The organism is Brevundimonas sp. AVps5, assembly GCF_058681515.1.
Genome location: NZ_CM178740.1, coordinates 913,174 through 939,252, shown reverse-complemented (window position 1 = coordinate 939,252; position 26,079 = coordinate 913,174). Strand labels below are relative to the sequence as shown.

31 protein-coding genes are annotated in these 26,079 nt (G+C 67.2%); 9 read left to right on the top strand and 22 right to left on the bottom strand.

The window, feature by feature from the left end:
• The first annotated feature begins 114 nt into the window (after window positions 1-114).
• Window positions 115-636 (top strand): DUF2061 domain-containing protein, encoded by a 522-nt coding sequence (locus tag ACW18A_RS04695; RefSeq protein ID WP_492023646.1) that lies wholly within the window; start codon window positions 115-117, stop codon window positions 634-636.
• Here the strand turns inward: ACW18A_RS04695 and ACW18A_RS04690 are convergent, their stop codons facing one another.
• Entirely contained in the window at window positions 637-1,632 is a 996-nt protein-coding gene (locus tag ACW18A_RS04690; RefSeq protein ID WP_492023645.1) for a hypothetical protein, read from the bottom strand. It lies immediately after the preceding gene.
• Window positions 1,629-2,357 (bottom strand): RlmE family RNA methyltransferase, encoded by a 729-nt coding sequence (locus ACW18A_RS04685; RefSeq protein WP_492023644.1) that lies wholly within the window; start codon window positions 2,355-2,357, stop codon window positions 1,629-1,631. The genes ACW18A_RS04690 and ACW18A_RS04685 overlap by 4 nt, the downstream gene beginning before the upstream one ends.
• Before the next feature lie 70 nt (window positions 2,358-2,427).
• Here ACW18A_RS04685 and ACW18A_RS04680 point away from each other — a divergent pair, with 70 nt between their 5' ends.
• Complete coding sequence (locus tag ACW18A_RS04680) at window positions 2,428-2,877, top strand: peptidylprolyl isomerase (protein ID WP_492023643.1); 450 nt, start codon at window positions 2,428-2,430, stop codon at window positions 2,875-2,877.
• Window positions 2,878-2,921: 44 nt separating this feature from the next.
• On the opposite strand, the gene ACW18A_RS04675 is transcribed toward ACW18A_RS04680, so the two are convergent.
• The 4 genes from ACW18A_RS04675 to ACW18A_RS04660 all read right to left on the bottom strand — a co-directional run bounded on the left by ACW18A_RS04675 (window position 2,922) and on the right by ACW18A_RS04660 (window position 5,795).
• Window positions 2,922-3,485, bottom strand: a complete 564-nt coding sequence (locus tag ACW18A_RS04675; protein ID WP_492023642.1) for a hypothetical protein — start codon at window positions 3,483-3,485, stop codon at window positions 2,922-2,924.
• Between the two features lie 45 nt (window positions 3,486-3,530).
• Window positions 3,531-4,079 carry a hypothetical protein gene (locus ACW18A_RS04670; RefSeq protein WP_492023641.1) on the bottom strand — a complete coding sequence of 183 codons (549 nt, stop codon included), beginning with the start codon at window positions 4,077-4,079 and terminating at the stop codon, window positions 3,531-3,533.
• 11 nt (window positions 4,080-4,090) lie between these two features.
• Window positions 4,091-4,720 carry a methyltransferase family protein gene (locus ACW18A_RS04665; RefSeq protein ID WP_492023640.1) on the bottom strand — a complete coding sequence of 210 codons (630 nt, stop codon included), beginning with the start codon at window positions 4,718-4,720 and terminating at the stop codon, window positions 4,091-4,093.
• 97 nt (window positions 4,721-4,817) lie between these two features.
• Window positions 4,818-5,795 carry a M20/M25/M40 family metallo-hydrolase gene (locus ACW18A_RS04660; protein WP_492023639.1) on the bottom strand — a complete coding sequence of 326 codons (978 nt, stop codon included), beginning with the start codon at window positions 5,793-5,795 and terminating at the stop codon, window positions 4,818-4,820.
• A 114-nt stretch (window positions 5,796-5,909) separates the two neighbouring features.
• Between ACW18A_RS04660 and ligA the strand changes: the two genes are divergently transcribed.
• Entirely contained in the window at window positions 5,910-8,231 is a 2,322-nt protein-coding gene (gene ligA, locus ACW18A_RS04655) for an NAD-dependent DNA ligase LigA (protein ID WP_492023638.1), read from the top strand.
• A 133-nt stretch (window positions 8,232-8,364) separates the two neighbouring features.
• On the opposite strand, the gene ACW18A_RS04650 is transcribed toward ligA, so the two are convergent.
• From ACW18A_RS04650 to ACW18A_RS04625, 6 genes are all read right to left on the bottom strand, one after another.
• A complete protein-coding gene (locus tag ACW18A_RS04650) occupies window positions 8,365-9,354 on the bottom strand; it encodes an aldo/keto reductase (protein WP_492023637.1) in 990 nt (329 codons plus the stop codon).
• Between the two features lie 64 nt (window positions 9,355-9,418).
• Entirely contained in the window at window positions 9,419-9,820 is a 402-nt protein-coding gene (locus tag ACW18A_RS04645) for a type II toxin-antitoxin system VapC family toxin (RefSeq protein ID WP_492023636.1), read from the bottom strand.
• The gene (locus ACW18A_RS04640; RefSeq protein WP_492023635.1) at window positions 9,817-10,074 is read right to left on the bottom strand and encodes a type II toxin-antitoxin system VapB family antitoxin; all 258 of its coding nucleotides are present in this window, start codon (window positions 10,072-10,074) and stop codon (window positions 9,817-9,819) included. The genes ACW18A_RS04645 and ACW18A_RS04640 overlap by 4 nt, the downstream gene beginning before the upstream one ends.
• Window positions 10,075-10,108: 34 nt before the next feature.
• Window positions 10,109-11,920, bottom strand: a complete 1,812-nt coding sequence (locus tag ACW18A_RS04635) for an aminopeptidase P family protein (protein WP_492023634.1) — start codon at window positions 11,918-11,920, stop codon at window positions 10,109-10,111.
• 53 nt (window positions 11,921-11,973) lie between these two features.
• A complete protein-coding gene (locus ACW18A_RS04630; RefSeq protein ID WP_492023633.1) occupies window positions 11,974-12,435 on the bottom strand; it encodes a hypothetical protein in 462 nt (153 codons plus the stop codon).
• A 55-nt stretch (window positions 12,436-12,490) separates the two neighbouring features.
• Window positions 12,491-13,360: a 50S ribosomal protein L11 methyltransferase gene (locus ACW18A_RS04625; RefSeq protein WP_492023632.1), complete on the bottom strand. Its 870-nt coding sequence runs from the start codon at window positions 13,358-13,360 to the stop codon at window positions 12,491-12,493.
• A 101-nt stretch (window positions 13,361-13,461) separates the two neighbouring features.
• On the opposite strand from ACW18A_RS04625, the gene ACW18A_RS04620 reads away from it, so the two are divergent.
• Window positions 13,462-13,935, top strand: a complete 474-nt coding sequence (locus ACW18A_RS04620) for a hypothetical protein (protein ID WP_492023631.1) — start codon at window positions 13,462-13,464, stop codon at window positions 13,933-13,935.
• A gap of 76 nt (window positions 13,936-14,011) precedes the next feature.
• Here ACW18A_RS04620 and ACW18A_RS04615 read toward each other — a convergent pair whose 3' ends face one another.
• From ACW18A_RS04615 to ACW18A_RS04605, 3 genes are all read right to left on the bottom strand, one after another.
• Entirely contained in the window at window positions 14,012-14,209 is a 198-nt protein-coding gene (locus ACW18A_RS04615; protein WP_492024331.1) for a DUF3126 family protein, read from the bottom strand.
• Between the two features lie 118 nt (window positions 14,210-14,327).
• Window positions 14,328-15,149: a serine O-acetyltransferase gene (gene cysE / locus ACW18A_RS04610; protein WP_492023630.1), complete on the bottom strand. Its 822-nt coding sequence runs from the start codon at window positions 15,147-15,149 to the stop codon at window positions 14,328-14,330.
• Window positions 15,150-15,167: 18 nt separating this feature from the next.
• Window positions 15,168-15,818: an NUDIX domain-containing protein gene (locus tag ACW18A_RS04605; protein ID WP_492023629.1), complete on the bottom strand. Its 651-nt coding sequence runs from the start codon at window positions 15,816-15,818 to the stop codon at window positions 15,168-15,170.
• Between the two features lie 46 nt (window positions 15,819-15,864).
• On the opposite strand from ACW18A_RS04605, the gene ACW18A_RS04600 reads away from it, so the two are divergent.
• A complete protein-coding gene (locus ACW18A_RS04600; protein WP_492023628.1) occupies window positions 15,865-16,473 on the top strand; it encodes a nitroreductase family protein in 609 nt (202 codons plus the stop codon).
• On the opposite strand, the gene ACW18A_RS04595 is transcribed toward ACW18A_RS04600, so the two are convergent.
• From ACW18A_RS04595 to queF, 4 genes are read right to left on the bottom strand one after another with little or no spacing between them, the layout of a single operon-like run.
• Window positions 16,470-17,183, bottom strand: a complete 714-nt coding sequence (locus ACW18A_RS04595) for a class I SAM-dependent methyltransferase (RefSeq protein ID WP_492023627.1) — start codon at window positions 17,181-17,183, stop codon at window positions 16,470-16,472. The two genes, ACW18A_RS04600 and ACW18A_RS04595, sit on opposite strands and share 4 nt — an antisense overlap.
• Complete coding sequence (locus ACW18A_RS04590; RefSeq protein ID WP_492023626.1) at window positions 17,180-18,079, bottom strand: DUF817 domain-containing protein; 900 nt, start codon at window positions 18,077-18,079, stop codon at window positions 17,180-17,182. The genes ACW18A_RS04595 and ACW18A_RS04590 overlap by 4 nt, the downstream gene beginning before the upstream one ends.
• A complete protein-coding gene (locus tag ACW18A_RS04585; protein ID WP_492023625.1) occupies window positions 18,051-18,821 on the bottom strand; it encodes a hypothetical protein in 771 nt (256 codons plus the stop codon). Before ACW18A_RS04585 ends, ACW18A_RS04590 begins: the two co-directional genes overlap by 29 nt.
• A 35-nt stretch (window positions 18,822-18,856) precedes the next feature.
• On the bottom strand, window positions 18,857-19,318 hold the full coding sequence (gene queF / locus ACW18A_RS04580) for a preQ(1) synthase (protein WP_492023624.1): 462 nt from the start codon (window positions 19,316-19,318) through the stop codon (window positions 18,857-18,859).
• 242 nt (window positions 19,319-19,560) lie between these two features.
• On the opposite strand from queF, the gene ACW18A_RS04575 reads away from it, so the two are divergent.
• The 4 genes from ACW18A_RS04575 (at window position 19,561) to ACW18A_RS04560 (ending at window position 22,673) form a co-directional block, all read left to right on the top strand.
• Window positions 19,561-20,493: an NAD(P)H-dependent flavin oxidoreductase gene (locus ACW18A_RS04575; protein ID WP_492023623.1), complete on the top strand. Its 933-nt coding sequence runs from the start codon at window positions 19,561-19,563 to the stop codon at window positions 20,491-20,493.
• A 28-nt stretch (window positions 20,494-20,521) separates the two neighbouring features.
• Entirely contained in the window at window positions 20,522-21,226 is a 705-nt protein-coding gene (locus ACW18A_RS04570) for a TorF family putative porin (protein WP_492023622.1), read from the top strand.
• Window positions 21,227-21,310: 84 nt separating this feature from the next.
• Complete coding sequence (locus tag ACW18A_RS04565) at window positions 21,311-21,982, top strand: TorF family putative porin (protein ID WP_492023621.1); 672 nt, start codon at window positions 21,311-21,313, stop codon at window positions 21,980-21,982.
• Between the two features lie 112 nt (window positions 21,983-22,094).
• A complete protein-coding gene (locus tag ACW18A_RS04560; RefSeq protein WP_492023620.1) occupies window positions 22,095-22,673 on the top strand; it encodes a fasciclin domain-containing protein in 579 nt (192 codons plus the stop codon).
• A gap of 42 nt (window positions 22,674-22,715) precedes the next feature.
• Here ACW18A_RS04560 and ACW18A_RS04555 read toward each other — a convergent pair whose 3' ends face one another.
• Genes ACW18A_RS04555 through ACW18A_RS04545 form a run of 3 tightly spaced genes read right to left on the bottom strand, consistent with a single transcriptional unit; the run spans window position 22,716 to window position 26,077 of the window.
• The gene (locus ACW18A_RS04555; RefSeq protein ID WP_492023619.1) at window positions 22,716-23,894 is read right to left on the bottom strand and encodes a trans-sulfuration enzyme family protein; all 1,179 of its coding nucleotides are present in this window, start codon (window positions 23,892-23,894) and stop codon (window positions 22,716-22,718) included.
• Window positions 23,895-23,907: 13 nt separating this feature from the next.
• Window positions 23,908-24,669 carry a dienelactone hydrolase family protein gene (locus ACW18A_RS04550; RefSeq protein ID WP_492023618.1) on the bottom strand — a complete coding sequence of 254 codons (762 nt, stop codon included), beginning with the start codon at window positions 24,667-24,669 and terminating at the stop codon, window positions 23,908-23,910.
• A gap of 4 nt (window positions 24,670-24,673) precedes the next feature.
• The gene (locus ACW18A_RS04545; protein WP_492023617.1) at window positions 24,674-26,077 is read right to left on the bottom strand and encodes a pyridoxal-phosphate dependent enzyme; all 1,404 of its coding nucleotides are present in this window, start codon (window positions 26,075-26,077) and stop codon (window positions 24,674-24,676) included.
• Window positions 26,078-26,079: the final 2 nt, after the last annotated feature.

The following is a 26,079-nucleotide window of genomic DNA, read 5'->3' as shown; positions in this document are numbered from 1 at the left end:
AAGTCAACCGCGACAGGCCTCCCCGGCCGTCATGAGACTTTTTCAGCCCCACTTGAAACTTTCAGCCTGAGCTAACATTCTATCCTCCAGATGGTCGTCAATCTTGCCAGATCCGTGCGGAGCCTCGCGCTCAAGATCGCCAGCTACGGCGTGATGCACCTCGTCGTCGCCATGCTGGTGGCCTTCGCCATTACCCGCGACTGGCGCATGGCCCTGGCCATCGGGGTGATCGAACCCTTCTTCCAGACCATCGCCTACTCCTTCCACGACCGGATCTGGCACCGGATCGAGCGCCGCCGGATGCGCAGCGGCATGGAAGAGACCGCCGAGGCCTTCACCGCCCGCCTCGACGTCATGAACGCCGGGGAACAGTCCCGCGCCCACGGCCATTACGGCCACAGCCACGCCCTGCCTTCGCTGAAGAACATCGCGCTGAAGACGGTCACCTATGGCGTGATGCATTTCGTGGTCGCGGTGGCGGTGGCCTTTGCCATCACCCGGGACTGGCGCATCGCCCTGACGGTCGGAGTTATCGAGCCGCTGGTCCAGATGGTCTTCTTCGCTATCCACGACGGGGTCTGGCGCCGAACCGAGGCAAGGAAAGCCGCTCGATCAACGGGGATGGCCTCCGCCTGATCAGGGCAACAGGAACCCCGTCGTCGAACAGCCGGGACGTGCGTTCGTCGACCGGTTTTCCGAATCCCTGCAAATCAGGGACCTGAGGCCGGTCTGGTCAGCCGCTTCACGCTCGACCTTCCAGAGCACAGTCCGGTCGCGCACTCCCAGCAGACCGACCTTCGCCACCGTGTCTGTACCGGATCCGAGCCTGATCGCGATGATTGCAAATTCCGGAGCGGCCGGATCACGATAGACCCTTGTACCGCGCACCCGGCCGACCCAAACTTCGGCCGGCATGTCGAGGTCAGCCCCCGCCGTCACGGAGGCCAGCAGGGCTCCGCCCTCCCGATCAGCGCGTGCGTCCTCGGCCCGATGGAATGGCAGGGCAGGCAAGGCAGCCAGACCGACGAGTCCCCAGATAAGGTCCATGCCCGGATCGCTGCGGTAGGTCGATGCCGGGAGTGTTCTGCAGAGGCTGACAAGTGTGGAGCCGACGGGAGATGGCTCAAGGCGCCCCAGCACCGCCGCTCCATCGGAAAGCGGCAAACGACCCGGACCGACCGCCAGCGCCGAAGGTGGTCGCGGCTGGCGCAACTGCTCCCGCAGGGCGGTTACCGTGCCCGGAGGGCGGGTGAATGACAGTGGGGACGGCGGCCGATCCCGATAGACGCCTGACAGCCGACCATTCTCGAACGCAAGCAGGCCGGCGGCACTGGTCGCCAAACTGCGGCTCCGTTCGACGGGATCGTCCCCGGGCGGCCCTTCCTCGAAGCCGGTCAGGCAACCCTCATCCTCGCGGGTCGGTTGTCGCCAGAATCGACGCAGCGGATAGAGGTCGAGAGTTCGGCCGCCTTCGACAATCCTTATGGCGTCTCGCGGCACTGCGCCCGGTGCAGCCCCCATGCGTGCCTCGACCTCGGCAACAGTGAGGCCAGTGAGGTCGTCCAGAGGGACCCGCGTTTCTTCAGGCGTCCCCTGAAGGGCGACAGCGAGAAGGACGACCATCAGGATCATCGCTTGTTCAACGCCACCAGATAGACCTCCGACGAGCCCTTCCGGCTGGCGGCGGGCTTGACGTATTTGACGTCCTGGAAGTTGGCGCGCAGGTCGGCCAGCACGTGGCCCGCGTCGCCGCCCTGGAAATTCTTCGTCACGAAATGTCCGCCGGGCCTCAGCGTCCGGATCGCGAACTCCGAGGCGATCTCGATCAGGGCGATGATCTTCAGATGGTCGGTCTGGCGATGTCCGACGGTGTTGTGCGCCATGTCCGACAGCACCAGGTCCGGCGGCCCGCCCAGGGCCTCGATCAGTTGCCGGTCAACGCCGGGCTCGGTGAAATCGGCCTGGATCAGGATCGACCCGGGGATCGGCTCGATCGGCAGCAGGTCGACGCCGACCACCGAGGTCGCGCCGCGATTGACGCAGACCTGGATCCAGCCGCCGGGCGCCGCGCCCAGATCGATGACCCGCGACCCCTTCTTCACCAGGCGGAAGCGGTCGTCGATCTCGCTGAACTTGAAGGCCGCCCGGCTACGCCAGCCCTCGGCACGCGCCTTCTCGGACCAGGGATCGGCCAGCTGGCGCTTGATCCATTCGATGGAGGAGATCGACTTCTTCTCGGCCGTCTTGATCTTGCCGCCCATGCCCCGGCCGGCCGCCGTGCCGCCGGTCGGCGGACGGACCATGCGACGGCGCGCAGGCTCTACAGGCGGGGATGTGGGCTTTTCGTCGTCACTCATCGCTCCCACATAGCGCCCGCGGCCCTCAGCGGCTATGACCCCCGCCAATCATCCGAAAATGGAGCGCCACATGGCCGACCAGACCCTGACCCTGACCCTCGACACCGGTGACGTCGTCATCAAGCTGCGCCCCGACCTGGCACCCGGCCACGTCGCCCGCATCACTGAGCTGGCCGGCGAAGGCTTCTATGACGGGGTCGTCTTCCACCGCGTGATCCCGGGCTTCATGGCCCAGGGCGGCGATCCGACCGGCACCGGCACCTCGGGCTCCAAGAAGCCGAACCTCAAGGCCGAGTTCTCGTCGGAGCCGCACGTGCGCGGCGTCTGCTCGATGGCCCGCACCAACCAGCCCGACACTGCCAACTCCCAGTTCTTCATCTGCCTGGACGACGCCACCTTCCTCGACCGCCAGTACACGGTCTGGGGTGAAGTGATCGAAGGCATGGACCACGTCGACGCCCTGCCCAAGGGCGAGCCGCCCCGCGCGCCGGGCAAGATCGTCAAGGCGACGGTCAACTAGAACCGGTCCCGCCCTTCCACGCGATCGGGGAAGGGCGGTCGTCTTCAGTTCGGGTTGAAGTTGTTCCAGCCGAAGGTCACGCCCGGATAGGCCTTGCCGCCCAGCGTCAGGGTGCCCGTCATCACCGTCATCCCGGCATTATCAACCGCCTGACTCTGGTCGAGGGCAGCGGGATCTACGGCTCCCTCGAACAGGATTTCACCTGTCGCCGGACTCGTTCCCGCGAACGACACCGTGTTGCCGACGACAGCGTACCGGCTGGGCGCCACGGTGATGATGGCCGCATCCGGATACGGTCCATCCGCGTAGCCGACCATGGCCGGCGACTGTTCGTCGAGAATCTGCAGGGCGATCGGCGGCGGGCCCGAGCGGTCGCCACCCTCCCAGGCACCGAACGCGCGCCGCTCCTGGATGGACAGCCCCATGAACACGAACCGGCCGGCGTCGACGCCGGTCGGCGTGTTGACCGAATACTCCCCGTGCAACGCAGGCGTTGGAGTCGCAGCGGCCGCGACGGGCGCTTCCGGCGGTGCCTTGTCGGCCGGCTGACAACCGGCGAGGCCCAGGGTCGCCATCAGGGCGAGGGCGGAGAGCCTTGTAACGTTCATTGTGTTTCTTCCCCGGCCGTGTGGCCGCAATCCCGGCCTCGACGATCAGTCGCCGCCGTACCAGTTCAATTTGACCCCGGACCAGCTCTGGTCGCCGATCCGGATCGTCGCGGTGACGGCCGGCTCCTCGGAGCCGCCCAGATTGCGCCGCGCGGTCGCCAGGGTCCCGGCGTTCAACTGGCCGTCGAAGGTGATGCGGTCGCCGTTCGAACTGGTCCCGGTCATGCGGATACGACCGTCGCTGACGGAATAGGAGTCGGGCAAAACCTGCTCGCTCGTCTCGCCGGGAACCTGGAATTCCAGCATCACCGGGGCGAAGGTCGCGGACCGCTTGCCCGCCTCCCAGTCGGTGAACGCCTGCGCCTGGCCGACGAACAGGTGGATCAGGTAGAAATCCCCCGGGCCGACCTGGGCGTCGCCGACCTGGTAGTAGCCGGACAGGTCTTCGCCCTGGCTGTGGGCGAAGTTTCCGCCGCTGGCGGGTGCGGTCGCCGGCGTATCGCCGCCGGGACCGGCGGGCTTTGACGGCGTGTTGAACAGGTCGCATCCGGCCAGCGTCAGGCCCACGGCGGTCAACAGGATTGCGGTGCGCATGGCGGTTGTCCTCAGGGCAGAAGCAGCAGAACCGGCAGCCAGCCGGCGGCCTGGGCCATATCGACGCCTTCAAAGATCGGAATGGCCAGCAGGAAGACAAGCCCGTCGCGGATCGTCGTCAGGAAGAAGCGCGGCTTGATGCTGAGATCCTCCTGGTCGCGCCATTTCGAGAAGTCGGGCCCGATGCGCGGCGTCCGCGCCGTATAGGCCCTGTAGGTGTCGCCGAATTCGGCGGTCAGCCAGGCCTCCTCCTTCTCGATCGTGAAGTGGAAGACGACGACGGCGATCAGCACGAACAGGCCGGTGATGACCATACTGCCCGTCTGGGCGCCGACGCCGAAGGCTCCGGCATAGCTGAACAGATAGAGCGGATTGCGGGACAGCGAATAGGGACCGGCCGAGACCACCTCCGCCTTCTTGCGCCCGCCGATATAGAGCGAGCACCAGGCGCGTCCGACGATGCTCAGAACGATCGCGGCGAGACCCACGGACTCCACCGCCTCATGGGTCGGGCCGTCGCCCCACCAGGTGGCGCTGAACATGGCCAGCACGACAGCCACCAGCAGGGACAGGCCGATGGCCCATTTCCGGATCCTCTGGATTCGCTGAAGATCGAACGCGTCGGTACTCACCGTCGTCATAGCCGCTTCCAAGCCCCCGCTTTTTTTATCAGGAGATCGAAGCGCCGATGCGCCAGTCCGCGCAAGGACTATCTTTGCAAGTGAAAATCGCCTGCGATCAACGGTCCAGACCCTGATCCAGCGCCCGGAACGCAGACCAGGACAGTTCGACCGCGCTCTGGAACACCGACGGGTTGATCCGCTCGAAATCGTCGGACGGGCGATGATAATCGGCATGGTAGTTCACGCCCAGATACAGGAAGGGCACCTGGGCGTTGAAGAACGCGCCCTGGTCCGAGGCCTCGACCCAGTTGTCTTCGCCGGTGTCCTGCGGCGTGTCCTTGCCGAAGGCGAGCGACACCGCGCCGTTCGCCGGGATCCCCTCCAGAAGCGGCCGGAAGGTCGGGTGCTGATAGGTTCCCGTGACCCACAGGAATCCATCCGTCTCGGCCCGCGCGATCATGTCGAAGTTCAGGTTCATGGCGATGGACGACAGCGGCACCGGCGGCGCCTGGACGAAATGTTCGGCACCCAGAAGGCCACGTTCCTCACCGTCGAAGGCGACGAAGATCACGCTGTGCTCGGGCCTGGTGGCCTTCAGGCGTTGGGCGATCTCAAGCATGGTCGCAACGCCCGAAGCATTGTCGTCGGCACCGTTGTAGATCTGGCCGCCGTTCGAACCGACGTGGTCATAGTGGGCGGTGATGACGATGTAGCGATCCGGCGCGCGCGTACCCTCGATCAACCCGAGGACATTGACTCCGTTAAAGGTCCTGGGCCCCTCGCGCGTGCGGCCCTGGGCCTCGAACGGCTGCAGTCGGCCCATGGGCGGGGCGGCGACGCCGAGCGCCTCCAGCCGAGAAACGATATAGGCCCGCGCCCGCTCGCCGCCCGGAGCGCCCGTGTCACGGCCCTCCATGTCATCGGCCGAAAGGATGCGCACATCGGCCATGAGCTGATCGTAGTTGACGGACGCCGCTGTGGAAGCCTCGACCGGCGCTTCGGCCGCAGGCGGGGTCTCTGTCATGCCCGCACAGCCGGACAGGATCAGGGTGGCGACGGAGGCCAGGGCGGCGGCGCGAAGGAATCGGGACATGGAGGCTCTCTGGATACGTCCTTTCCGGAATAGCCCCACCCGACCGCCGCGTCCGCTTAAATTCGTGTCATCCACCCGGCTGGCCGCGACCGCGCGCGGTGCTAAACCGACACCATGACCGAACCGTCCGTCGAATCCCTGAGCGAAGCCGAAGCCAGGGCCGAGCTGGCCCGGCTCGCCGCCGGGATGGCGCGCCACGACGCCCTCTACGCCGAGGCCGCGCCCGAGATTTCCGACGCCGACTACGACGCCCTGCGCGCGCGAAACCTCGCCATCGAGGCGCGTTTCCCCGCCCTGGTCTGCGAGGATTCGCCGTCGAGGAAGGTCGGCGCACCGGTCTCCAGCCAGTTCGCCGAAGTGCGCCACGGCGTGCCCATGCTGTCGCTTGACAACGCCTTCGACGATGGCGACGTGACCGATTTCGTCGCCCGCATCCGGCGGTTCCTGAACCTGCCGTCGGACGAGGTGATCGCGCTCGTCGCCGAACCCAAGATCGACGGTCTCAGCGCCAACCTTCTCTATGTCGACGGGGAGCTGGCGGTCGGAGCCACTCGCGGCGACGGACGGACCGGTGAGGACGTAACCGCCAACCTGATAACCTTGGGTGAGCGCAATATCCCGCGTCGTCTGCACGGTTCCGGCTGGCCCGCGCGGCTCGAAGTGCGCGGTGAAGTCTACGCTCCCAACGACGGATTTGCCCGATTCAACGCCGAGGCTGAAGCAAAGGGCGAGCGGACATACGCCAACCCTCGCAACTTTGCCGCAGGGTCGTTGCGCCAGAAGAACCCCGAGGTGACAGCGGAGCGTCCACTCGAGTTCTTCGCCTATGCCTGGGGTGAGCCGGTCGAGGGCTTCAGCGAGACACAGTCTGGCGCTCTCGACAAGCTCAAGGACTGGGGTTTCCCCACCAATCCGCGCTCTGTCCGAGTCGAAGGCGCCGAGGCGTTGATCGGCGTCTACCACGGTCTCGAAACCGACCGCGCCGGGCTCGGCTACGACATCGACGGTGTCGTTTACAAGGTCGACCGGCTGGACTGGCAGGCCCGCCTCGGCTTCGTCTCTCGCAGCCCGCGCTGGGCCATCGCGCACAAATTCCCGGCGCAGCAGGCGACCACCGTGCTGGAGGGCATCGACATCCAGGTCGGCCGCACCGGCTCACTGACCCCGGTCGCCCGCCTCGCCCCCGTCACCGTCGGCGGCGTGGTGGTGCGCAACGCCACCCTGCACAACGAGGACGAGATCGCGCGCAAGGACGTCCGCATCGGCGACACCGTCGTCCTGCAACGCGCCGGCGACGTCATCCCCCAGATCGTCTCGGTGGTCGCCGACAGACGCCCGGCTGACGCCGTTTCCTACGTCTTCCCCACCCACTGCCCGGTCTGCGGTTCCGAGGCTGTCCGACCCGAGGGCGAGGTCCGGCGGCGCTGCACCGGCGGCCTGATCTGCGCGGCCCAGCTGGTCGAGCGGCTCAAACATTTCGTCTCGCGCCGTGCGTTCGACATCGAGGGTCTGGGCGAGAAACAGCTGATCGCCTTCCACGAGCGCGGCTGGATTCACGAGCCTGCCGATATCTTCCGCCTCGCCCGCGACGCGGAGACGCTGGACGCCCTGCGCTCCGAGGACGGCTACGGCGAGCTGAGCGTGAAGAACCTCGTCGCCGGTATCGACGCCCGCCGCACCATCGCTCTGGAAAGGCTGTTGTTCGGCCTCGGCATCCGCGACATCGGCGACCAGACCTCCCTGCTGCTGGCCCGCCATTTCGGCGACTGGAAGACATTCCACGCCGCCGCGCTCGAAGCCGCATCCGGCATGCCCTCGTCCGAATGGACGCAACTGGCCGAGGGCCACGGCGTCTCCGCCCGCACCCTTTCGGTCATAGCCGCTGCCGAACTGTCGCCTGCCGATCCCTGGCCCGAGGCGCCGCTGGACCAGAAGCTGGCCCTGGCCTTCCCCGGCGTCGCCGCCCCCGCCCGTCGCGCCCTGGCCGGGCTGACGACCGATTGGCCGAGCATCGTCGAGCTGGCCCGCGTCGCCCGCGTGGAAGGCCCGTCGATGACGCTGGGCGAGATCGCGGGCATCGCCGGTGTCGGCCCCGTCGCCGCCCGCGCCGTCGCCGAATTCTTCCACGAGCCGCACAATCGCGAGGTCGTCTCCGCCCTGGTCGGACAGCTCGACCGAATCGAGGACGCCGAACGGCCCAAGGCCGACACCCCCGTCGCCGGCAAGACCGTGGTCTTCACCGGCTCGCTCGAACGGTTCACCCGCGACGAGGCCAAGGCCCGCGCCGAAAGCCTCGGCGCCAAGGTCTCCGGATCGGTGTCGAAGAAGACCGACTACCTCGTCGCCGGGCCCGGCGCGGGTTCCAAACTGGCCGAGGCCCAGAAACACGGCGTCACGGTGCTGACCGAGGACGAGTGGCTGGCGTTGATTGGCTAATCCTCCCCCGACGGGGGAGGTGGCTCGAAGCGTAGCGAAGAGACGGAGGGGGGCTCACCCCACACCCGGGGTCCGCCGCTGGCCCCCTCCACCGCTTCGCGGTCCCCCTCCCCCGTCGGGGGAGGATTACGAGCTACCGGTTCAGCGCACTGCGGGCCGCCTCCGCATAACGGTGGCCGGAGGCGGCGTCCTTCGGGAAGACCGCCTCGATCGCCTCGAGGTCCGCGGCCGTCAGGGTGATGTCCGCGGCAGCGGCATTGTCCTCCAGCGTCGCGATCCGGCGCGTGCCCGGGATCGGGACCAGATCGTCGCCCTGGGCCAGCACCCAGGCGAGCGCCAGCTGGGCGGCCGTGACGCCGCGAGTCTCGGCGATGCCCTTGACCGCCTCGACGAGGTTCAGGTTCTTCTGGAAATTCTCGCCCTGGAAGCGCGGGTTGGACAGGCGGAAGTCGCCCGGCTCGAGGTCGGCGATCGACTTGATGTCGCCGGACAGGAAGCCGCGTCCCAGCGGGCTGTAGGGTACGAAGCCGATGCCGAGCTCACGCACGGTCGACAGGATCTCGTCCTCCGGCTCGCGGCTCCACAGCGAATACTCCGTCTGCAGCGCCGTGATCGGGTGGGTCGCATGGGCTCGACGGATCGTCTCCGGCGCCGCCTCCGACAGGCCGAGGAAACGGACCTTGCCCTCGGTCACCAGCTCGGCCATCGCGCCCACCGTCTCCTCGATCGGCGTGTCCGCATCGACCCGATGGAGGTAGTAAAGATCGACGTGGTCCATCCCGAGGCGCGTCAGACTGCCCTCGATGGCGCGGCGGACGTTGGCCGGCGACCCGTCGATCTTCAAGGCCGTGCGGTCAGCGTTGTAGCCGATGCCGAACTTGGTCGCGACGAAGGCCTTGTCGCGCCGGTCGGCCAGCGCCTTGCCGATCTGGATCTCGTTGGTGTGCGGCCCGTACATCTCGGCCGTGTCGAAGAAGGTGATCCCCAGCTCCAGCGCGCGGTGGATCACCGCCGTCGCCTGGGTCTCGTCCGACGGCGTGCCGTAGAAGGACGCCATCCCCATACAGCCCAGGCCGATGGCCGAAACTTCGGGACCGTTCGGTCCGAGACGACGGGTCTTCATGGGGCGATCTCCTTGGGGCTGGGCCGAGACCGGAACGTCGGTGCCGCCCGACCGGTCCGCAAGGTCAGACCGCCGAAACGATATCCGTTTGAGAGAAGTCGTCACCCTTGAACAGCAGGGGCTCGCCGGTCTGTCTGGCCAGGGCGTAGGCGAAGCAGTCGCCGAAATTCAGGCGGGCGGGATGGAAGCCCTTTCCATAGCGCTGGTTCGCCAGTCTCGCTTCAGCCGCTGTTTCAGGACTCACATCGACGATTTCAAGCCGCAAGAGCTGGATAAGCCGGTCCGTCGCCGTGGAGAGTTCCGGGTCTCGCAGCCGATCGATCACGAGCATCAACTCGAAGAGCGTCGCCGCGCCAATGGCCAGTCGCTCCCCACGACGATCTGCGGCGGCAAGAGCGGCGACATAGCGATCAGCGTCCTCTTCCCGTCGCAAGATGGCGACGAGCGCTGAGGTATCGACGATCAAGCGGGCAATCCGGTTTCGGGATCGTAGAGATCGGCCGTAGGATCGGGATCATCCAGGAACGACTGCGGAAGCCGAGCGCGGATTTCCCGCGTCAACGCCTCGATCTTCTCCAGGTCCAGGGGTTCGCGTTTCGGTTTTACCCGATCCAGCCGTTCCTGAAGAGAATGGATCACAGCGTCAGTCAGACTCTCGCCGGTGACTGCCGCCACCTCGACCGCCAGAGTGTGCGCGCGCGGGTTCTTGATGTTCAGCATGGTAGAACTGCGTCTACCACAGGCGCGCTGCCTCTCAAAGTCTCGCGCACTGCCCTTCCAGCCACGCCCGCACCGTCTCGTCCAGCAACGGCCCCACCTTCGCCAGCGTCTCCGCATGATAGGCGTCGACATAGGCCCGCTCGTCGGCGCTCAGGGCCGTGACATCGATCAGCTTGCGGTCCAGCGGGGCGAAGGTCAGCTGTTCGAACCCGTGCATCGGTCGCTCGCCGCCGGGGATCGGCTCGGGCGCCGTCACGACCTGCAGGGTCTCGATGCGGATGCCCCAGTGGCCTTCGCGATAGTAGCCGGGCTCGTTCGACAGGATCATGCCGGTCAGCAGGGGCTGCGAGTTCACCGCCTTGGCGATCCGCTGCGGCCCTTCATGCACGCCCAGATAGGAGCCGACACCATGGCCGGTGCCGTGATCATAGTCATGGCCCGCCATCCACATCGGCGCCCTCGCGAGTGCGTCCAGCTGATGCCCGCTGGTCCCGACCGGGAAGCGGATCACGGCCATGGCGATATGCGCCTTCAGGACCAGGGTGAACATCCGGCGCTGGTCGGCCGAGGGGTCGCCGATGGCCATGGTCCGGGTCACGTCGGTGGTGCCGTCCAGATACTGGCCGCCGCCGTCGACAAGCAGCAGTGAGCCCGGCTCCATCTTGCGGATCGTGCGGGTGACGGGCTTGTAGTGCGGCAGGGCCCCGTTCGGCCCGACCCCGGCGATGGTGTCGAAGCTGAGGTCCCTGAGCGCCCCGGTCTCCTCGCGGAACCGCTCCAGAGCCTCGACCACACCGCGCTCGTCGGGCAGTTCGACCTGGGCGACCGTATCGACCCAGTGCAGGAACCGGGCGAGGGCCGCGCCGTCGCGGATATGGGCCTGACGCGAGCCCTCGATCTCGACCGCGTTCTTGGCCGCCCGCGGCAGGGCGCAGGGGTCCATGCCCCGCACGACGGTGGCCCCGACCAGATCCAGCCGATCGAAATACCAGGCCGAGGACTGGGCCGGATCGATCAGGACCTTGAACCCCTTCATCCCCTCCAGCGCCTGCGGCAGGGCGTCCGGGGTCATCAGGGTCACGTCGTCCCCGAGCCAGCCGGGGAGTTCGTTGGTCAACTTGGCCGGATCAAGGAACAGCATTGCCGTCCCGTTGGCTGCGACGATGGCCTGGGCCAGCGGCAGGGGCGAACGGATCACGTCCCCTCCCCGCACATTGAACAGCCAGGCGATCGACGACGGCGCGGTCAGGACGACGGCCTCGGCGCCGGCGGCGGCCACGGCTTCGCCGATGCGCTTGCGCTTGGATGCGCTGCTCTCGCCCGAATAGCGGTCCTCGTGCGGCACGACCGGCGCCTGCGGCTGGGCAGGGCGGGCCTCGGCCCAGGCGGCATCAACCGGATTGCTGTCGACGGGCGTCAGGCTGGCACCGGCCTTCGCCGCCGCGCGCTTCAGCGTCGCCAGGGCGTCGGGGCTGTGCAGGCGCGGATCGTAGCCGATCACGGCCCCTTTCGGCGCGCGTTCAAGGTATGCGGGCACCCCGCCCTCGACGAGATCGAGGATCTCGAACTGGCCCGCATCGACCTGGGCCCGGACCTGCACCGTATAGCGGCCGTCGGCGAACACCGCCGCCCCGTCCTTCATCACCACGCCCGCGCCGGCCGAGCCGGTGAAGCCGGTCAGCCAGGCCAGCCGGTCATTGGCGGCGGGCAGGTATTCGTTCTGATGCTCGTCCTCGTGCGGGACGAGGAACCCGTCCAGCCCCTGCCGGGCCATGGCGGCGCGTACGAGCGGAAGATGTTTCGCCCCGAAGGACGGCGAGGTGGTTTCATCGAAGGACTGGCGCATGCCGCACGCATAGCGCCCCCTCCCGCTTTTGGGGAAGGGGCGAACGCCCAGGGTCAGTTCTGCGGCGAGGGGCTCGTGATCTTCGACGGGTCGTCTGAGGGCTGCGCCGGGGCGGCCGGGACGGTGATGATGACCGGGGCCGGCTGAACGGCCGCGCGGGCGATCTCGGCACGGGCCTGACTGGTCGCACGAGCCGCGTCGGCCTGGGCGCGGGCGGCGTCCATCCTGGCGATGTCCACGTTCTGTTGCGCCCCGGTGATCTGTCCCTGCAGCACCGCCTGGTCGGCCTGGGCCTGAGCGGCCACGGCGTCCGCCTGGGCCTCGGCCAGCAGGGCGTCGGTTTCGTCATCCCGCCCGCCCGTTGCCAGGATCCACAGCACGGCGATCAGGACCGCGGCGGCCAGACCGCCCGCGATCCACCATCCGGTGCTCGACTCGCGCTGAACGATCACCGTCTCGGGATAGATCGGATCGCGCACGACGGGATCGGGCGGCAGGTTGGGGTCATAGGTCACGGGGCAGTCTCTCCAATCAAGCTGGAGGAACGGCGCCGCTTGCCGGTTGTTCCGCCTACGCCATCCGCCTCAGCACCAGAGCGCTCCACGCATCCCGATGGATCCGCCGTTCCAGCCTGAAGCCACGCGACAGATAGGCCGCCGACACGCGCCGTTCCTGCGTCCGCAGCAGACCCGACAGGATCGCCACTCCGCCGATGCGCAGGCTCATCTTGATGTCCTGCGACAGGGCGACCAGAGGCGGGGCCAGGATATTGGCGAACACCAGATCATAGGGCGCGCCGGCCCGCACCTTGATGTCGTTCAGGCCCGAGGCGTGGACGAAGCGCGCATTGGCCTGGTTCAGCCTGGCGTTCTCGTTGGCGATCCGCACCGAGGGCGCATCGATATCGGTCCCGACGGCCAGGGCCGCCCCCGTCCGCGCCGCCGCAATGGCCAGGACGCCCGTGCCGCAGCCGACGTCCAGCACCTTTTCGAACCGTTCGCGCTTCAGCAGTTCATCATAGGCCACCAGACAGCCGACCGTCGTCCCGTGGTGCCCCGTCCCGAAGGCGGCGCCCGCGTCGATCTTCAGGTTCACCGCATTGGGCGGCACCCGTCCCTGGTCGTGGGCGCCGTAGACGAAGAACCGTCCCGCCCGCACCGGCGGCAGGCCCGACAAGGACATAGCCAGCCAGTCGGCGTCGGCCAGGGGCTCGACCTTCACCGTCACGCCCGGATGTTCGGCCAGACGGGTCGTCAGCGCCTCGACCTCTTCCTCGGACGTCGGGAAGGCGTCGATGCGCCAGATGTCACGATCCTCGTCTTCCTCGAGGATCGAATAGGTCGCACCTTCCAGCAGGATGTCGGAATCGATGGCTTCGGCGGCCACTTCGGCAGCGGCGCGAGTGCCGCGCGCGATTATCTGGACAGGGTTGTGGGACATTTATTCAAACACCGGTATCATTGCGAATCGATACTATTGAGTTTGCGCCCATGCTCTCCCGCATCGGTCGCGATCGTTCCAACCGAGGGGTCGGGGAATACATGGCCAAGTCACCGTCTACTGCGTCGCCTAAAGCGTCCGCCGCTTCCAAGCCTAAAGCAGCCGCGAAGTCGACTGCGAAAACGGCCAAGCCCGCTGCAGCAAAGCCCGCCGTCGCCGCCAAGCCCGTAGCGGTGAAGGCCGCCCCGGCCGCCAAGGTCACTGCGAAACCGGCCGCAAAGCCGGCTCCGAAGGCCGCTGCGAAGCCCGCCGCCAAGGCCGCTGCTCCCAAGACCACAGCGAAGGCCGCCGCCAAGCCCGCCACCACGAAGACGCCGGCCAAGGCTGCTCCGAAGGCCGCCGCGAAGACGCCGGCCGAGAAACCCGCAGCGAAGGCTGCTCCGGCCGCCAGGCCTGCTGCCGCCGCCGCCCCGGTTGCGAAGCCCGCCGCCGCCCCTGCTGCAAAGCCCGCCGCGCCCGAGCCGAAGAAGGGCTTCTTCGACAAGCTGGCCGACGCGATCTTCGGCAAGCGCTGAACCCGGCGGCCTGAAACGACAAACGCCGGGCGTTTCGCACCGCCCGGCGTTTTCGTGTCTGGTATCCTGCGCCGGATCAGTCGGCGGGCAGATCCTCGGCCAGGATCGCCATCTCGAACATGAAGCTGCCGTCCTCGTCCTCGTCGTCGAAGACGATGCCGATGAACTCGTCACCGACATAGACCTCGGCCGAATCGTTCACCTTGGCGCGCGCTTTCACGATGATGCCGCCGGTATTGAAGGTGCGCTTCAGGTGCGTCTCGATACGCTTCATATCTGCTTCGTTCACGGCGGGCCTCGGTGGTCTGGATGGAAGGCGCGGACCCTAGAGAAGCCGGATCGGCCTGTCACGTCTCCTCCCGGTTCGCGTAGCGAATGGGGGGACACCCGGCTCAGATCACGAAATCATAGACGGCGTCGGCCAGCGTATGGTCCATCGTCCGGGCGGGCGTCGCGTCCGTCGGACAGTTGACCAGCCGCGCCGGCACGCCCGCCACGGTGCATCCGGCCGGCACCGGCTTCAGCACCACCGAACCCGAGGCCACCTTGGCGTAGTCGCCGACCACGATATTGCCCAGCACCTTGGCACCTGCGCCCAGCAGGACGCCCCGGCCGATCTTCGGATGCCGGTCGCCGCGCTCGGCCCCCGTGCCGCCCAGGGTCACATTGTGCAGCATCGACACCTCGTCGCCGACCACCGCCGTCTCGCCGATGACGATGCCGGTGCCGTGGTCGAGGAACAGGCCCGAGCCCAGACGCGCGCCCGGGTGGATGTCGATCTGGAACAGTTCGGAGATCCGGCTCTGGAAGTGGAAGGCCAGGGTCTCGCGCCCCTGGGTCCACAGCCAGTGGGCCACCCGCGACGCCTGCAGCGCCTGGAAGCCCTTGAAGTAGAGGAACGGCTGCAACAGCGTCTTGATCGCCGGATCGCGTTCGGCCACCGCCTGTAGATCGGCCTCCGCCGCCACCACGATGGTCGGGTCCGACCAGTAGGCGAAGGCGCAGACCTCGCGCACGCTCATGGGTGCCAGTTCGGCGTCGCCGATCTTGCGCGCGATCTGGAAGCTCAGGGCATTGGCCAGGTCGTTGTGCGACAGGATGGTCGCGTTCATCAGCGACCCCAGATGCGGCTCGCTGCGCGCGGCGTCCTCTGCGGAGGCCCGCAACTGGGTCCACACGCCGTCCTGCGAGGCGACGACTTCAAGCTTGGGCATCAGGGGCTCCATAGGTCATCATACCCGCGTCAGCATGGCGTGCGCCAGCCAGCCCGGGATCAGCGCCTCCCTGGCCATATGGTAGGCCCTCAGGGCTGTAACCACCGTAAAGGTGTCACGCACCGCGCCCCGGTCGATCTCGCGCATCAGGGTCATGAAGGGCACGCGCGCCAGTTCGATCACCTCGGTCGGATCCGGCGCCTTTTCGACCTCCGACAGGTCCCAGGCCAGCCAGGCGATGGCCCGTTCGTCGGTGATGGAGTTCGACATCTCCATCCGCAGCACCTCGCGCCAGGATCTCGCCGCCAGGCCGGCCTCCTCGGCCAGCTCCCGCCTGACCCCGTCCAGCGGGTCCTCATCATAGGGTGCCCCGCCCTCCGGCATCTCCCAGGAATAGTTGGCCAGGGCGAACCGGGCCTGACCGACCAGGGTCACCGTCCCGTCCGAATGGATCGGCAGCACCCCGACCGACAGGTTCTTCGGCCGCATCACGACATAGGTCGCCTCGGCCCCCGTGGGCGCCGTCGCCGGATGCGACGTCAGCCTCATCCACGGGTTCTCGAACACCGTCGCCTCGCCGTCGCTCTTCCACGCCGGCCGCGCGGGCGGGTCCACGTCCCAGGAGGGCATGGGTCGGTCTGCGTCGAAGTCGTCGCGGGAGTCGCTCATCCCCGCGCATATGGCGCCGCACCGGCCGAACGCCTAGCTAGTCGCCATGTCCCTGCCTCCTCCCGTCGATCTCGGCGCACCCCTGCCCTCGCCGACGCCGTCGCCCGAGATGCTGGTCCGGCTGGCCACCCGCCGCTCGGCCCCGGCCCAGGCCCTGACGGTCCCCGGCCCCGACGCGGCGCAGATCACCGACATCCTGACCCTCGCCGCCCGCTCGCCCGACCATGGCAAACTCTTCCCCTGGCGGTTCGTCGTCATGGGTCCGGCCAGCCGCGCCGCGATCGCGGAGACGCTCGCCGCCCTGGCCGTCGACAAGGGTCTGCCATCCAAGGCCCGGGCCGTCCTCGCCAAACTGACCGCAGCCCCCACCACCGTCCTGGTGATCTCCACGGCAGCGCCTGGATCGAAGCCGGTCTGGGAACAGCAGCTGAGCGCCGGTGCCGTCTGCATGAACCTGGAGCACGCGGCCTCCGCCTTCGGCTTCGCCTCCAGCTGGATCACCGACTGGTACAGCTATGACACCGACGCCCTGCCCCTGTTCGGCGTGGGCGAAGGCGAGCAGGTCGCCGGCTTCATCCACCTCGGCACGGTGGTCGAGCCGCTGCTGGAACGGGACCGGCCGAACGTCGCGAGCCTGACGACCACCCTTCCCTAGACCTTCGTCCACTCCATCATCATGAACCAGGGCACGCGGTTATAGCCCGCCTGCCGGACCGGATCGCCGCCGTGCGCGGGCGGCTCGGCGAAATGGGTCAGGGTCAGCCCCTGATCGAGCAGCAGGGTCATGTAGGTGCTCAGGGGCCGGTGCCAGTTCTGGATGCGGATGCCCTTCCAGGCGATCCAGCCGACCTTCTCCTCCAGATAGTGGTCCATCGCATGGGCCCGCCGCCCGTCCGGCAGGGTGACCCACCCCAGGTCGTTGGCGTCTGCAGCCGAGTTGTACCCCGCCAGATTGGCGATCAGCAGGCGGCCGCCCGGTGCCAGCACTCGCGCCATCTCGGCGATCGCGGCCCGCACATCCGGGATATCGATCAACGACAGATAACTGACCACAAGGTCGAACGCCGCGTCCTCGAACCCCAGGGCCTCGGCCGCCTCCACCCGATAGTCGCCCCCGGGGTCCAGCCGACGCGCATGGTCGATCAGGGCCACGGTCGGATCGATCCCGACCGCCGCCACCCCCTCGGCCCTCAGCATCCGGCAGAACCGCCCCTCGCCGCAGCCGACGTCCAGCGCGCGGGAAAACGGCCTCAGCCGCACCCGCTCCAGCATCGGCGCATCCATGACCCAGCGCCGCCCGAAGTCGCCCTCGTCCCCCTGGGACGCGACCCAGGCGTCGGCCGATTCCGCCCATCCATCGCTCATCGCGGTTCCTCCTCCGGCCGGTGGACCAGCGACACCATCACCACCGATATGATCATCAACAGGAACCAGCTGCCCAGCTTGGCCAGCGAGACCATCTCCCACCCCGCCTCCTGCCCCGGATAGACCCAGGCCCGCCCGAGGGTGCCCAGGTTCTCCGCGAACCAGATGAACAGGGCGACCAGGAAATACCCCACCAGCAACGGCATCTTCAGCCGCGTCCGGTTCGCCGTGAACCAGAACCATCCCTGCCCGAACAGCAGGGCCGTCGCCACGAACAATCCGAGCCGAATGTCCGGCAGCCAGTGATGGGCGAAGAAGTTGATGTAGATCGCCGCCGCCAGCACCCAGGTCGTCCACACCGGCGGATAGTTCCGCACCCGGATGTGAAAGATCCGCTGCACCCGCGCGATATAGGAGCCCACCGCCGCATACATGAAGCCCGAGAACAGCGGCACCGCACCGATCCTGAGCACCGAGTCCTCCGGATAGAGCCACGACCCGTGCGCCGTCTTGAACAGCTCCATGATCGTCCCGGCGATGTGGAACAGCAGGATCACCCGCGCCTCGGCCCAGGTCTCCAGCTTCAACCCCAGCATCGCCGCCTGGATCAGCACCGCCCCGACCACCAGAAAGTCATAGCGCGACACCGGGCTGTCGTCCGGCCAGACCAGGAAGGTAAGCAGGATCAGCCCCAGCATCGCCCCGCCGAACAGACAAGCATACGCCTGTTTCAGCCCGAACATCAGGAAGGCGAAGGCGAAGCGGGTGAGCGGTGTGCGGTCGGAAGCGGTCTGGACACTTTCGAGCAAATGCCTGCCCCAAACCTCAAGCGGAAGGCGGGCGGGCTCGATCATGTCGGCGAGAGGGTCACTGGACCACGAGCGCCTGAAGATCATGAACGACGTGCTCAGCGATCTCGACAACCGTCGCAAAGTCACAAACAATTTGAACGTGGAAGCGAACTGGGCGGGCACCCTCTCCGAACGAATGCATCATCATAGGTTCAAAGGTGCCCAATTGGCGCTGTGCGGCAAGGATTTCCGGCCACCCTGCTGGGTCCCAGCCCAATGCTTCAGCCTGAGCCTCTAATCTTCTGAATTCCGCCGCCTCCGCTTCGTCTACAGTCTTTGGAGGGATGTAGAGTGGAATTCTATGAGCCAGAGCGTGCCGGTAGCCTTCGAGATATCCAAACCACTCGTCGGTTCCTTGAAGGTAGTCCCGTGTTCGCTGGGAAACACTGTCGCGCAACAAGTGGTGGTCCGGCGTGAAACCGATCCTGCCGCCCCTTGGCCGTAGCCCTCGATTGTCACGAACATCGGCTTCACAAGCCCAAATCCAGGCCAGATTATCGATCGCCCCAAATGTATTGATCACGAAGGCTTGGAGGAAAGCCGTGGTATCTCGCAGGTCTCGCTGGGTGGGCACTACCGCATCAGCAGGCAATATCTCGAAGACCCGCTCAAGCCCGTGTTTTAGGTCGGCTATCCTGCGACTAAGCCCGTGCTGCATAATCTCGCGAGCACGAGCGTCGCGAAAGCGATATGCGAATAGGGCACGTGACAAAGCGTTTTCGCGCTCTCGCCACTCGTCGAGCATTTGCTCGATCTGCTCAATCTGCTCGCGCGTGTAGGGCACCATATCCCCTCTGAATGCCTACCCTATCGCTGACCGACTCATCCTCGCCCGCGATAGGTCGGCACGCCCTGGTCCGGTAGCCACAACCCCTCCGGCGCCACGCCCGTCTGCCAGAAGACATCGATCGGGATGCCCCCGCGCGGGTACCAGTAGCCGCCGATGCGCAGCCATTTCGGGGCCAGCAGGTCGGCGATCCGCTTGCCGATGGCGACGGTGCAGTCCTCGTGGAAGGCCCCGTGGTTCCTGAACGCGGTCAGGTACATCTTCAGCGACTTGGACTCGACCAGCCAGTCGCCCGGCGCATAGTCGATGACGATATGGGCGAAGTCCGGCTGGGCCGTCACGGGGCACAGGCTGGTGAACTCCGGCACGGTGAACCGCGCCAGGTACAGGGCGTCGGGATGGGGGTTGGGCACGCGCTCCAGCACAGCCGATTCCGGCGTGGCGGGCTGGACGATATGCTGGCCGAGCTGTGAGAGGCCTGAAGTGTCGGTGGTCATGGGTGTCAGATAGCGTCGCCCGGTTATCCTGTCTCCTCCCTGTCGCGTAGCGATGGGGAGGTGGCACGCAGCGCAGAGGAGTGACGGAGGGGTTCTTGCCGCACGAAGAGCCCCTCCGTCTGCTCGCAAGGGCTCGCAGCCACCTCCCCATCGCCTGCGGCGGCGGGGAGGAGACGTTGCACATTTGCCTTCCCCCGCGACACCCGGCTAAGCGTAGTCAAACAAGACGCACAGGAAACGCCATGGCCATCCCCGCCTCCCTCCAGAAGGGTCTCAAACTGCCGGTCATCGAGGCGCCGATGTTCCTCGTCTCCGGGCCGGACCTGGTGGTCGAGTGCTGCAACGCCGGTGTGATCGGCACCTTCCCGTCCCTGAACGCCCGCACGACCGAGGGCTATGCCGAGTGGCTGGTCGAGATCAAATCCCGCCTGAACCCCGACGCCGCCGCCTATGGCGTCAACCACATCGTCCATCCGACCAACCCGCGCCTGATGGCCGACATGATGGTCTCGGTGGAGCATCAGGTGCCGCTGATCATCACCTCCCTGGGTGCCGTGCGCGACGTGGTCGATGCGGTCCACGGCTATGGCGGGGTGGTCTTCCACGACATCGCCAACGTCCGCCACGCCCGCAAGGCGGCCGAGAGCGGCGTCGACGGCCTGATCCTCGTCGCCAACGGCGCCGGCGGTCACGCGGGCATCATCAACCCCTTCGCCCTGGTCAATGAGGTCCGCAGCTTCTTCGAGGGCACGATCATCCTGTCCGGCTGCCTGTCGAACGGCCAGGACGTCGCCGCCGCCCTGATGCTGGGGGCCGACTTCGCCTATATGGGCACCCGGTTCATCAACACGACCGAGGCCATGGCCCCCGACGCCTACAAGGAGATGATCATCGAGAGCGGGGCCACGGACATCGTCCACACCGCCGCCGTCTCCGGCATCCCCGCCAACTTCATGACCAGGTCCCTGCAGGCCAACGGCATCGACCCGAAGGTCCTGCCCGATCACAAGCTCGACATGGGCGACGAGGCCAAGGCCTGGAAGACCGTCTGGTCCGCCGGCCAGGGCGCGGGCGCGATCCACGACGTCATTCCGGCGGCGGAACTGGTTCAGCGCCTGCGCGACGAATATGCACAGGCGACGGATCAATTCGCCGCCAAGGCGATCGTCCGCTAAGGGAGAGGCTCCCTTTCCCGGAGCCTCGATGCGTCTCGTTCTGTCCGCCCTGACCGCCCTCCTGTGGGCTGCGGCTCCGGCGATGGCGCAGGACCGGGACGACCCGCGCTACAGCGCCGAACGGCCCTCCCACTGGTCGTTCGAGGCCGGGGCGGGCACCGACAACCGCTCCAAGGGCGCAACCAAGAGCGGCGACGCCCCCTATGTCTTCGGTGAAGTCGAGTGGGCCACCGCCGGCTTCTATGCGGATGTGGAGTTCGAGACCATCGACTCCTCCGGCTCACGCCTCGAGACCGAACTGGAAGCCGGCTGGCAGTTCGCGGCGGCCGGCCTGGACTTCGACGCCTCCGTCTCGCGCAAATGGCGGCTCGGGGCCGACGCCGGCACCGATGACGAGGCCTGGGAGTACCAGTTCGACATCCTGCGCGACTTCGGTCCCGTCGACACCCGGCTGCGGCTTGAGCATTCGCCTGACGGCCTCGGCTCGACCCGCGCCACGACCTGGGTCGAGGCCCGGCTGCGCTGGCCGCTGGCCGACCGGCTGAGAGCCAGCCTTACCCTCGGGCGGCGTGAGCAGGACAATGCCCCGGACTATACGGGCGGCAATGCGGGCGTCGCCTGGGCCGTCACCGACACCACCGCCCTCGACCTGCGCTGGCACGCTACCGATGCGTCGGATCAGGGTCGGCAGTATGAATCCGCCCTGGTCGCGAGTGTGCTGGTCGCCTTCTAGACCCGACGCGCCGACGGCCGTCCAACGCACTTGACCCTTCACCCCGGTCGGCGGCATTTCGTCTCTGCGCAACGGGAGACGACCATGGGTTTGCGATTTCCGATAATCACGGTCCTCTGCCTCCTGGCAGGGGCGGCCCATGCCCAGACCCCCTCGCCCTGGTCCGGCAGCCTCGGCCTGACCACCGACTACGTCAGGCGCGGCGCCGTGAGGGGCCAGGAGGACGTCGAGGCGACCGCCAGCCTCCAATACACCCAAGGCTCCATCTATGCCGGCGCGGCCGCCAACACCGCCGCCGTCGGCGACAGCGATTACGAGGTCGATCTCTATGTCGGCTACCAGCCGACCTGGGCCGGCTGGGATTGGGATCTGAACGCCAAACGGGTCAGCTATTTCGGCGGATCCGGGGACGTCGACCACTGGGAATTCTACGCCCAGGCCACCCGTTCCATCGGCCCCCTCACCGCCGTCGCCCTGATCGGCGGCTCCCCCGACTACGAGGGCGCGGCCGAGGACGCGGTGTGGGCCAACACCAATCTCGCCTGGGCTCTGACGCCGAAGCTGTCGGCCGATATCGGCGGCGGCTTCCAGGATCAGCAGGGCGCGCCCGACTACGGCTGGTGGCAGGCGGGAATCACCTATGCCTTCACCTCGTCGATCAGCGGCGACCTGCACTGGTACGACACCGATAACGCCGCGGCCTTGGGCGAAAGCGGCGACGGTCAGCTGGTGGCGGCCGTCAGCTGGGCCTTCTGATCGACTCGACCAGCGGCCAGATGCCGCACGTCGTTCTGCTCCGCATCCGGGGGTGCCGAAACTTCGTTCCTGTCTGCGATCGCACCCACGCGATCCGCCCAGGAACCTCCTCATGAAGCTCTCCGCCCTCGCCGGTGCTGTCTCGGCCGCCGCCCTGCTCGCCGCCGCCCCGGCCGCCTTCGCCGACCATCATGGTGGTGGCCACAGCCAGTCCGTCACGGTCGGTGGCGCTGCCATGTACGCCAACAAGTCCATCGTCGAGAACGCCGTCGCCTCGCCGATCCACACTACCCTCGTGGCCGCCGTCGTGGCCGCCGGTCTGGTCGAGACCCTGTCGGGCCCGGGTCCCTTCACCGTCTTCGCGCCGACGGACGCCGCCTTCGCCGCCCTGCCCGCCGGCACGGTCGAGACCCTGGTCCAGCCCGCCAACAAGGCGATGCTGACCAGGATCCTGACCTATCACGTCGTCGCCGGCCGCGTGGCCGCCGCCGACGTCATCGCCATGATCCAGGCCGGCGGCGGATCCGCCGCCATCACCACCGTCTCGGGCGACACGCTGACGGCTTCGCTGCGCGGCGGCTCGGTCATCCTGACCGACGAGAACGGCGGCGTCGCCACCGTGACCCAGGCCGACGTGTTCCAGTCGAACGGCGTGATCCACGTCACCGACGCCGTCTCGATCCCGCAGTAGCTCGACGCATTCACGGAGGGGGTTCGCCCCCTCCGTCTTCGGCTACCCCAGCGCCTGATTCAGATCAGCGATCAGGTCGTCGAGGTCCTCGACCCCGACCGACAGCCGGATCAGGTTCTCGGTCACCCCGCCCGCCTCGCGCAGCTCTTTCGGCACAGAGGCGTGGGTCATGATGGCCGGGTGGTTGACCAGGCTTTCGACCCCGCCCAGCGACTCCGCCAGGGTGAAGACCTGCACCCGTTCCAGCACCTGTTTCGTGCGCGCCAGGTCGCCGTCGATGATCATCGTGACCATGCCGCCGTAGCGACCGTTCATCTGATGCGTCGCCAGCTCATGCTGGGGGTGGCTGATCAGGCCCGGATAGATGACCCTCGCCACGCCGCCGCCCGGCCTGCCGATGCGATCTTCCAGCCAGCGGGCGATGGCCAAGGCGTTCTCGTTGTGCGCCTTCATGCGCAGCCCCAAGGTCTTCAGCCCCCGGTTGGCCAGGAAGGCGTCGAACGGCCCCATCACCCCGCCGATCGAATTCTGGAGGAACTTCAGCTCCTTCGCGACCTCCTCAGACCCCGCCACCAGAACCCCGCCGATGATGTCGGAATGGCCGTTCAGGTATTTGGTCGCCGAGTGCATGACGACGTCGGCGCCCAGCGCCAGCGGCCGCTGGCTCCACGGTGTGGCGAAGGTGTTGTCCACCACCAGCAGCAGGCCGTGCGTCTTCGCGATCGCCGACAGCCCCGCGATGTCCGCCAGCTTCATCAGCGGATTGGTCGGGGTCTCGGCCCAGATCATCTTCGTCTTCGGCGTGATCGCCGCCTCGACGGCCGACAGATCCGCCATGTCGACATAGGCGAAATCCAGCCCCATCGAGCGCCGCCGGACCCGCTCGAACAGCCGCCACGAGCCGCCGTAAAGGTCGTCGCCGGTGATGATATGCGCGCCAGCGTCCAGCAGCTCGAGCGCCGTCGAGGTCGCCGCCATACCGCTGCCGAAGCCGAAGGCCTGAACCCCGCCCTCAAGGTCGTTGATACAGGCCTCAAACGCCTCGCGCGTCGGGTTCTTGCCCCGCGCATACTCATAGCCCTTGTTCACGCCCGGACTCTCCTGGGCGTAGGTCGAGGTAGCGTAGATCGGCGTCATCACCGCGCCTGTCGTCGGGTCCGGCCGCTGGCCCGCATGGATGGCGCGGGTCGAGAAGCCCTGGCTGTTCTTGATAGAGGTCATGGAGATCCTGTGCCTAGTCGATACGGCCGATGTTGCCGTTGAAGAAGGTCGCCGCGACCTCGTGGACCTCGGCCCATTTCTCGGGTGTGAACAGGTGGTCGGAGTCCCCGATAACCCGCACCCTGACATCGATCCCGTTGTCCCGAAGAAACTCCACCCACAGCGCCGTGTTCCTCGGAAGAACGTGGGTATCATGCTCCGCACGAATTATCAGGACCGGTATGCGTCGCCGCGGGATGCGAGGCGGATAGACATCCACGCCCCCGGCCAGTCCCACCGCGACGGCGGCACGACCCTGCCCCAATGCGCCGTCCACCGCCACATAGGATCCCAGCGAGTAGCCGAACAGGCCTGTGCGTTCGGGCGCGTAGCCCTCAGCGATCAACGCGTCGATGGCGTCATTGCCGACGTTTCTCCACCGGGTCATCATCTGTGGCGGCCGAAATCCGTTGTCCTCCATCGCATCTGTGAAGAGCGGCGTCAGCACGCGATAGCCATCCTGGGCGAAACGGACGGCCAGGGTGTGCCACGGGCCGCGGTTGGTGATCCGACCGCCGGAGCCATGCATCATCACGATCGCGGCCCGGCGTCCTTCGCCGGCGGGCCGATAGTCGATGGCCCGGATGGTGCGCCCGCCGCTATCGAAGGTGATCCCCTCGTAGCTTGCCTCAACCGGAGCTGGGTCCTCCTGGCTTCGAGCTGCAGCAGGGCAGGCGACCACCGAGGCGAGGCCGAACACCACCATCCGCCGTCTCGCCCAAGCGCGTCCGGCCATGGTCCTACCGGTTCAGACTCAGGTGGTTGATCAGGTCGACCCGCGCGATCAGCCCGACGAACTTCTCGCCGTCCAGCACGATCGCCACCCGGTCGCGGTCGAACAGGGGGATCAGGGCGTCCAGAGGCTCGGAAACCTGGACCGTGTCGAGATCGCGCGTCATGGCCGAGGACACCGGCTTGGCGAACCGCTCCTTGCGGGTGATCTCGTCGGTGTTCATCACATGGACCAGATCGCTCTCGTCCAGAATACCGACCAGGCGGCCGTCCTGGATGATCGGCAGCTGTGACACATCGGCGCCGCGCATCCGCTTGAAGACGGTGTCCAGGGTGTCGTCAGGCCCGGCCGTGACCACGTCGCCCTTCTCGTATTTGCGCGAGATCAGGTCCGACAGGTCGCCATGCAGCTCTTGCGCGCCCAGCCCCTGATCCGCCAGCCAGGCGTCATTGTAGACCTTGGACAGATATTTGGCCCCGGTGTCGCAGACGAAGGTCACGCAGCGTTTCGGCTCGGTCTGCTCCCGGCACCAGCGCAGGGCCGCGGCGATCAGCGTGCCCGACGAAGACCCGGCCAGGATGCCTTCTTTCAGCAGCAGCTCGCGCACCGTCGCTACGGCCTCGGCGTCCGGGATCGAATAGGCCTTGTCGATCAGGCTCATGTCCGCCGTCTCGGGCACGAAATTCTGGCCGATACCCTCGACGGTGTAGCTGCCCTCGGGGCTCGGCACGCCGGTGTTGACGATCCCTGCGAGCACCGATCCGACCGGATCGGCCAGGATGATCTGCGCCTTCGAGCCCTGGCTCTTCAGATACTGGGCCACGCCCGTGATCGTCCCGCCCGAGCCGATGCCCGCCACATAGGCGTCGACGTCGTGGCCCATCTGGTCCCAGATCTCCGGGCCGGTCGTCCGGACGTGAGCTTCGGAGTTGGAAGCGTTGGCGAACTGGTTGACGAAATAGCCGCCTGGAATCTGCTGCGCCAGCCGTTCCGCCATGTCGGTGTAGTACTCGGGATGACCGTGCCCGACATCCGACCGCGTCAGGCGAACATCGGCCCCCATGGCCCGCAGATGCTGGATTTTTTCCTTGGACATCTTGTCCGGGATGACCAGCAACACCTTGTATCCCTTGGCCTGACCGACGAGCGTCAGCGCCAGGCCCGTGTTTCCGGCCGTCGCCTCGACGATGGTTCCGCCGGGCTTCAGGTATCCCTCCGCCTCCGCCGCCGCGATCATCGACAGGGCGATGCGGTCCTTGATCGACCCGCCCGGGTTCTGCGCCTCGAGCTTCAGGAACAGTCGGCAAGGCCCGGTGTCAATTTTCGAGACCTCAACCATCGGCGTCTTGCCGATCAGGTCCAGCAACGAGCCGGTGGGCGCGCTCAGGGTCGGGTGGGCGGACAGGGACATGT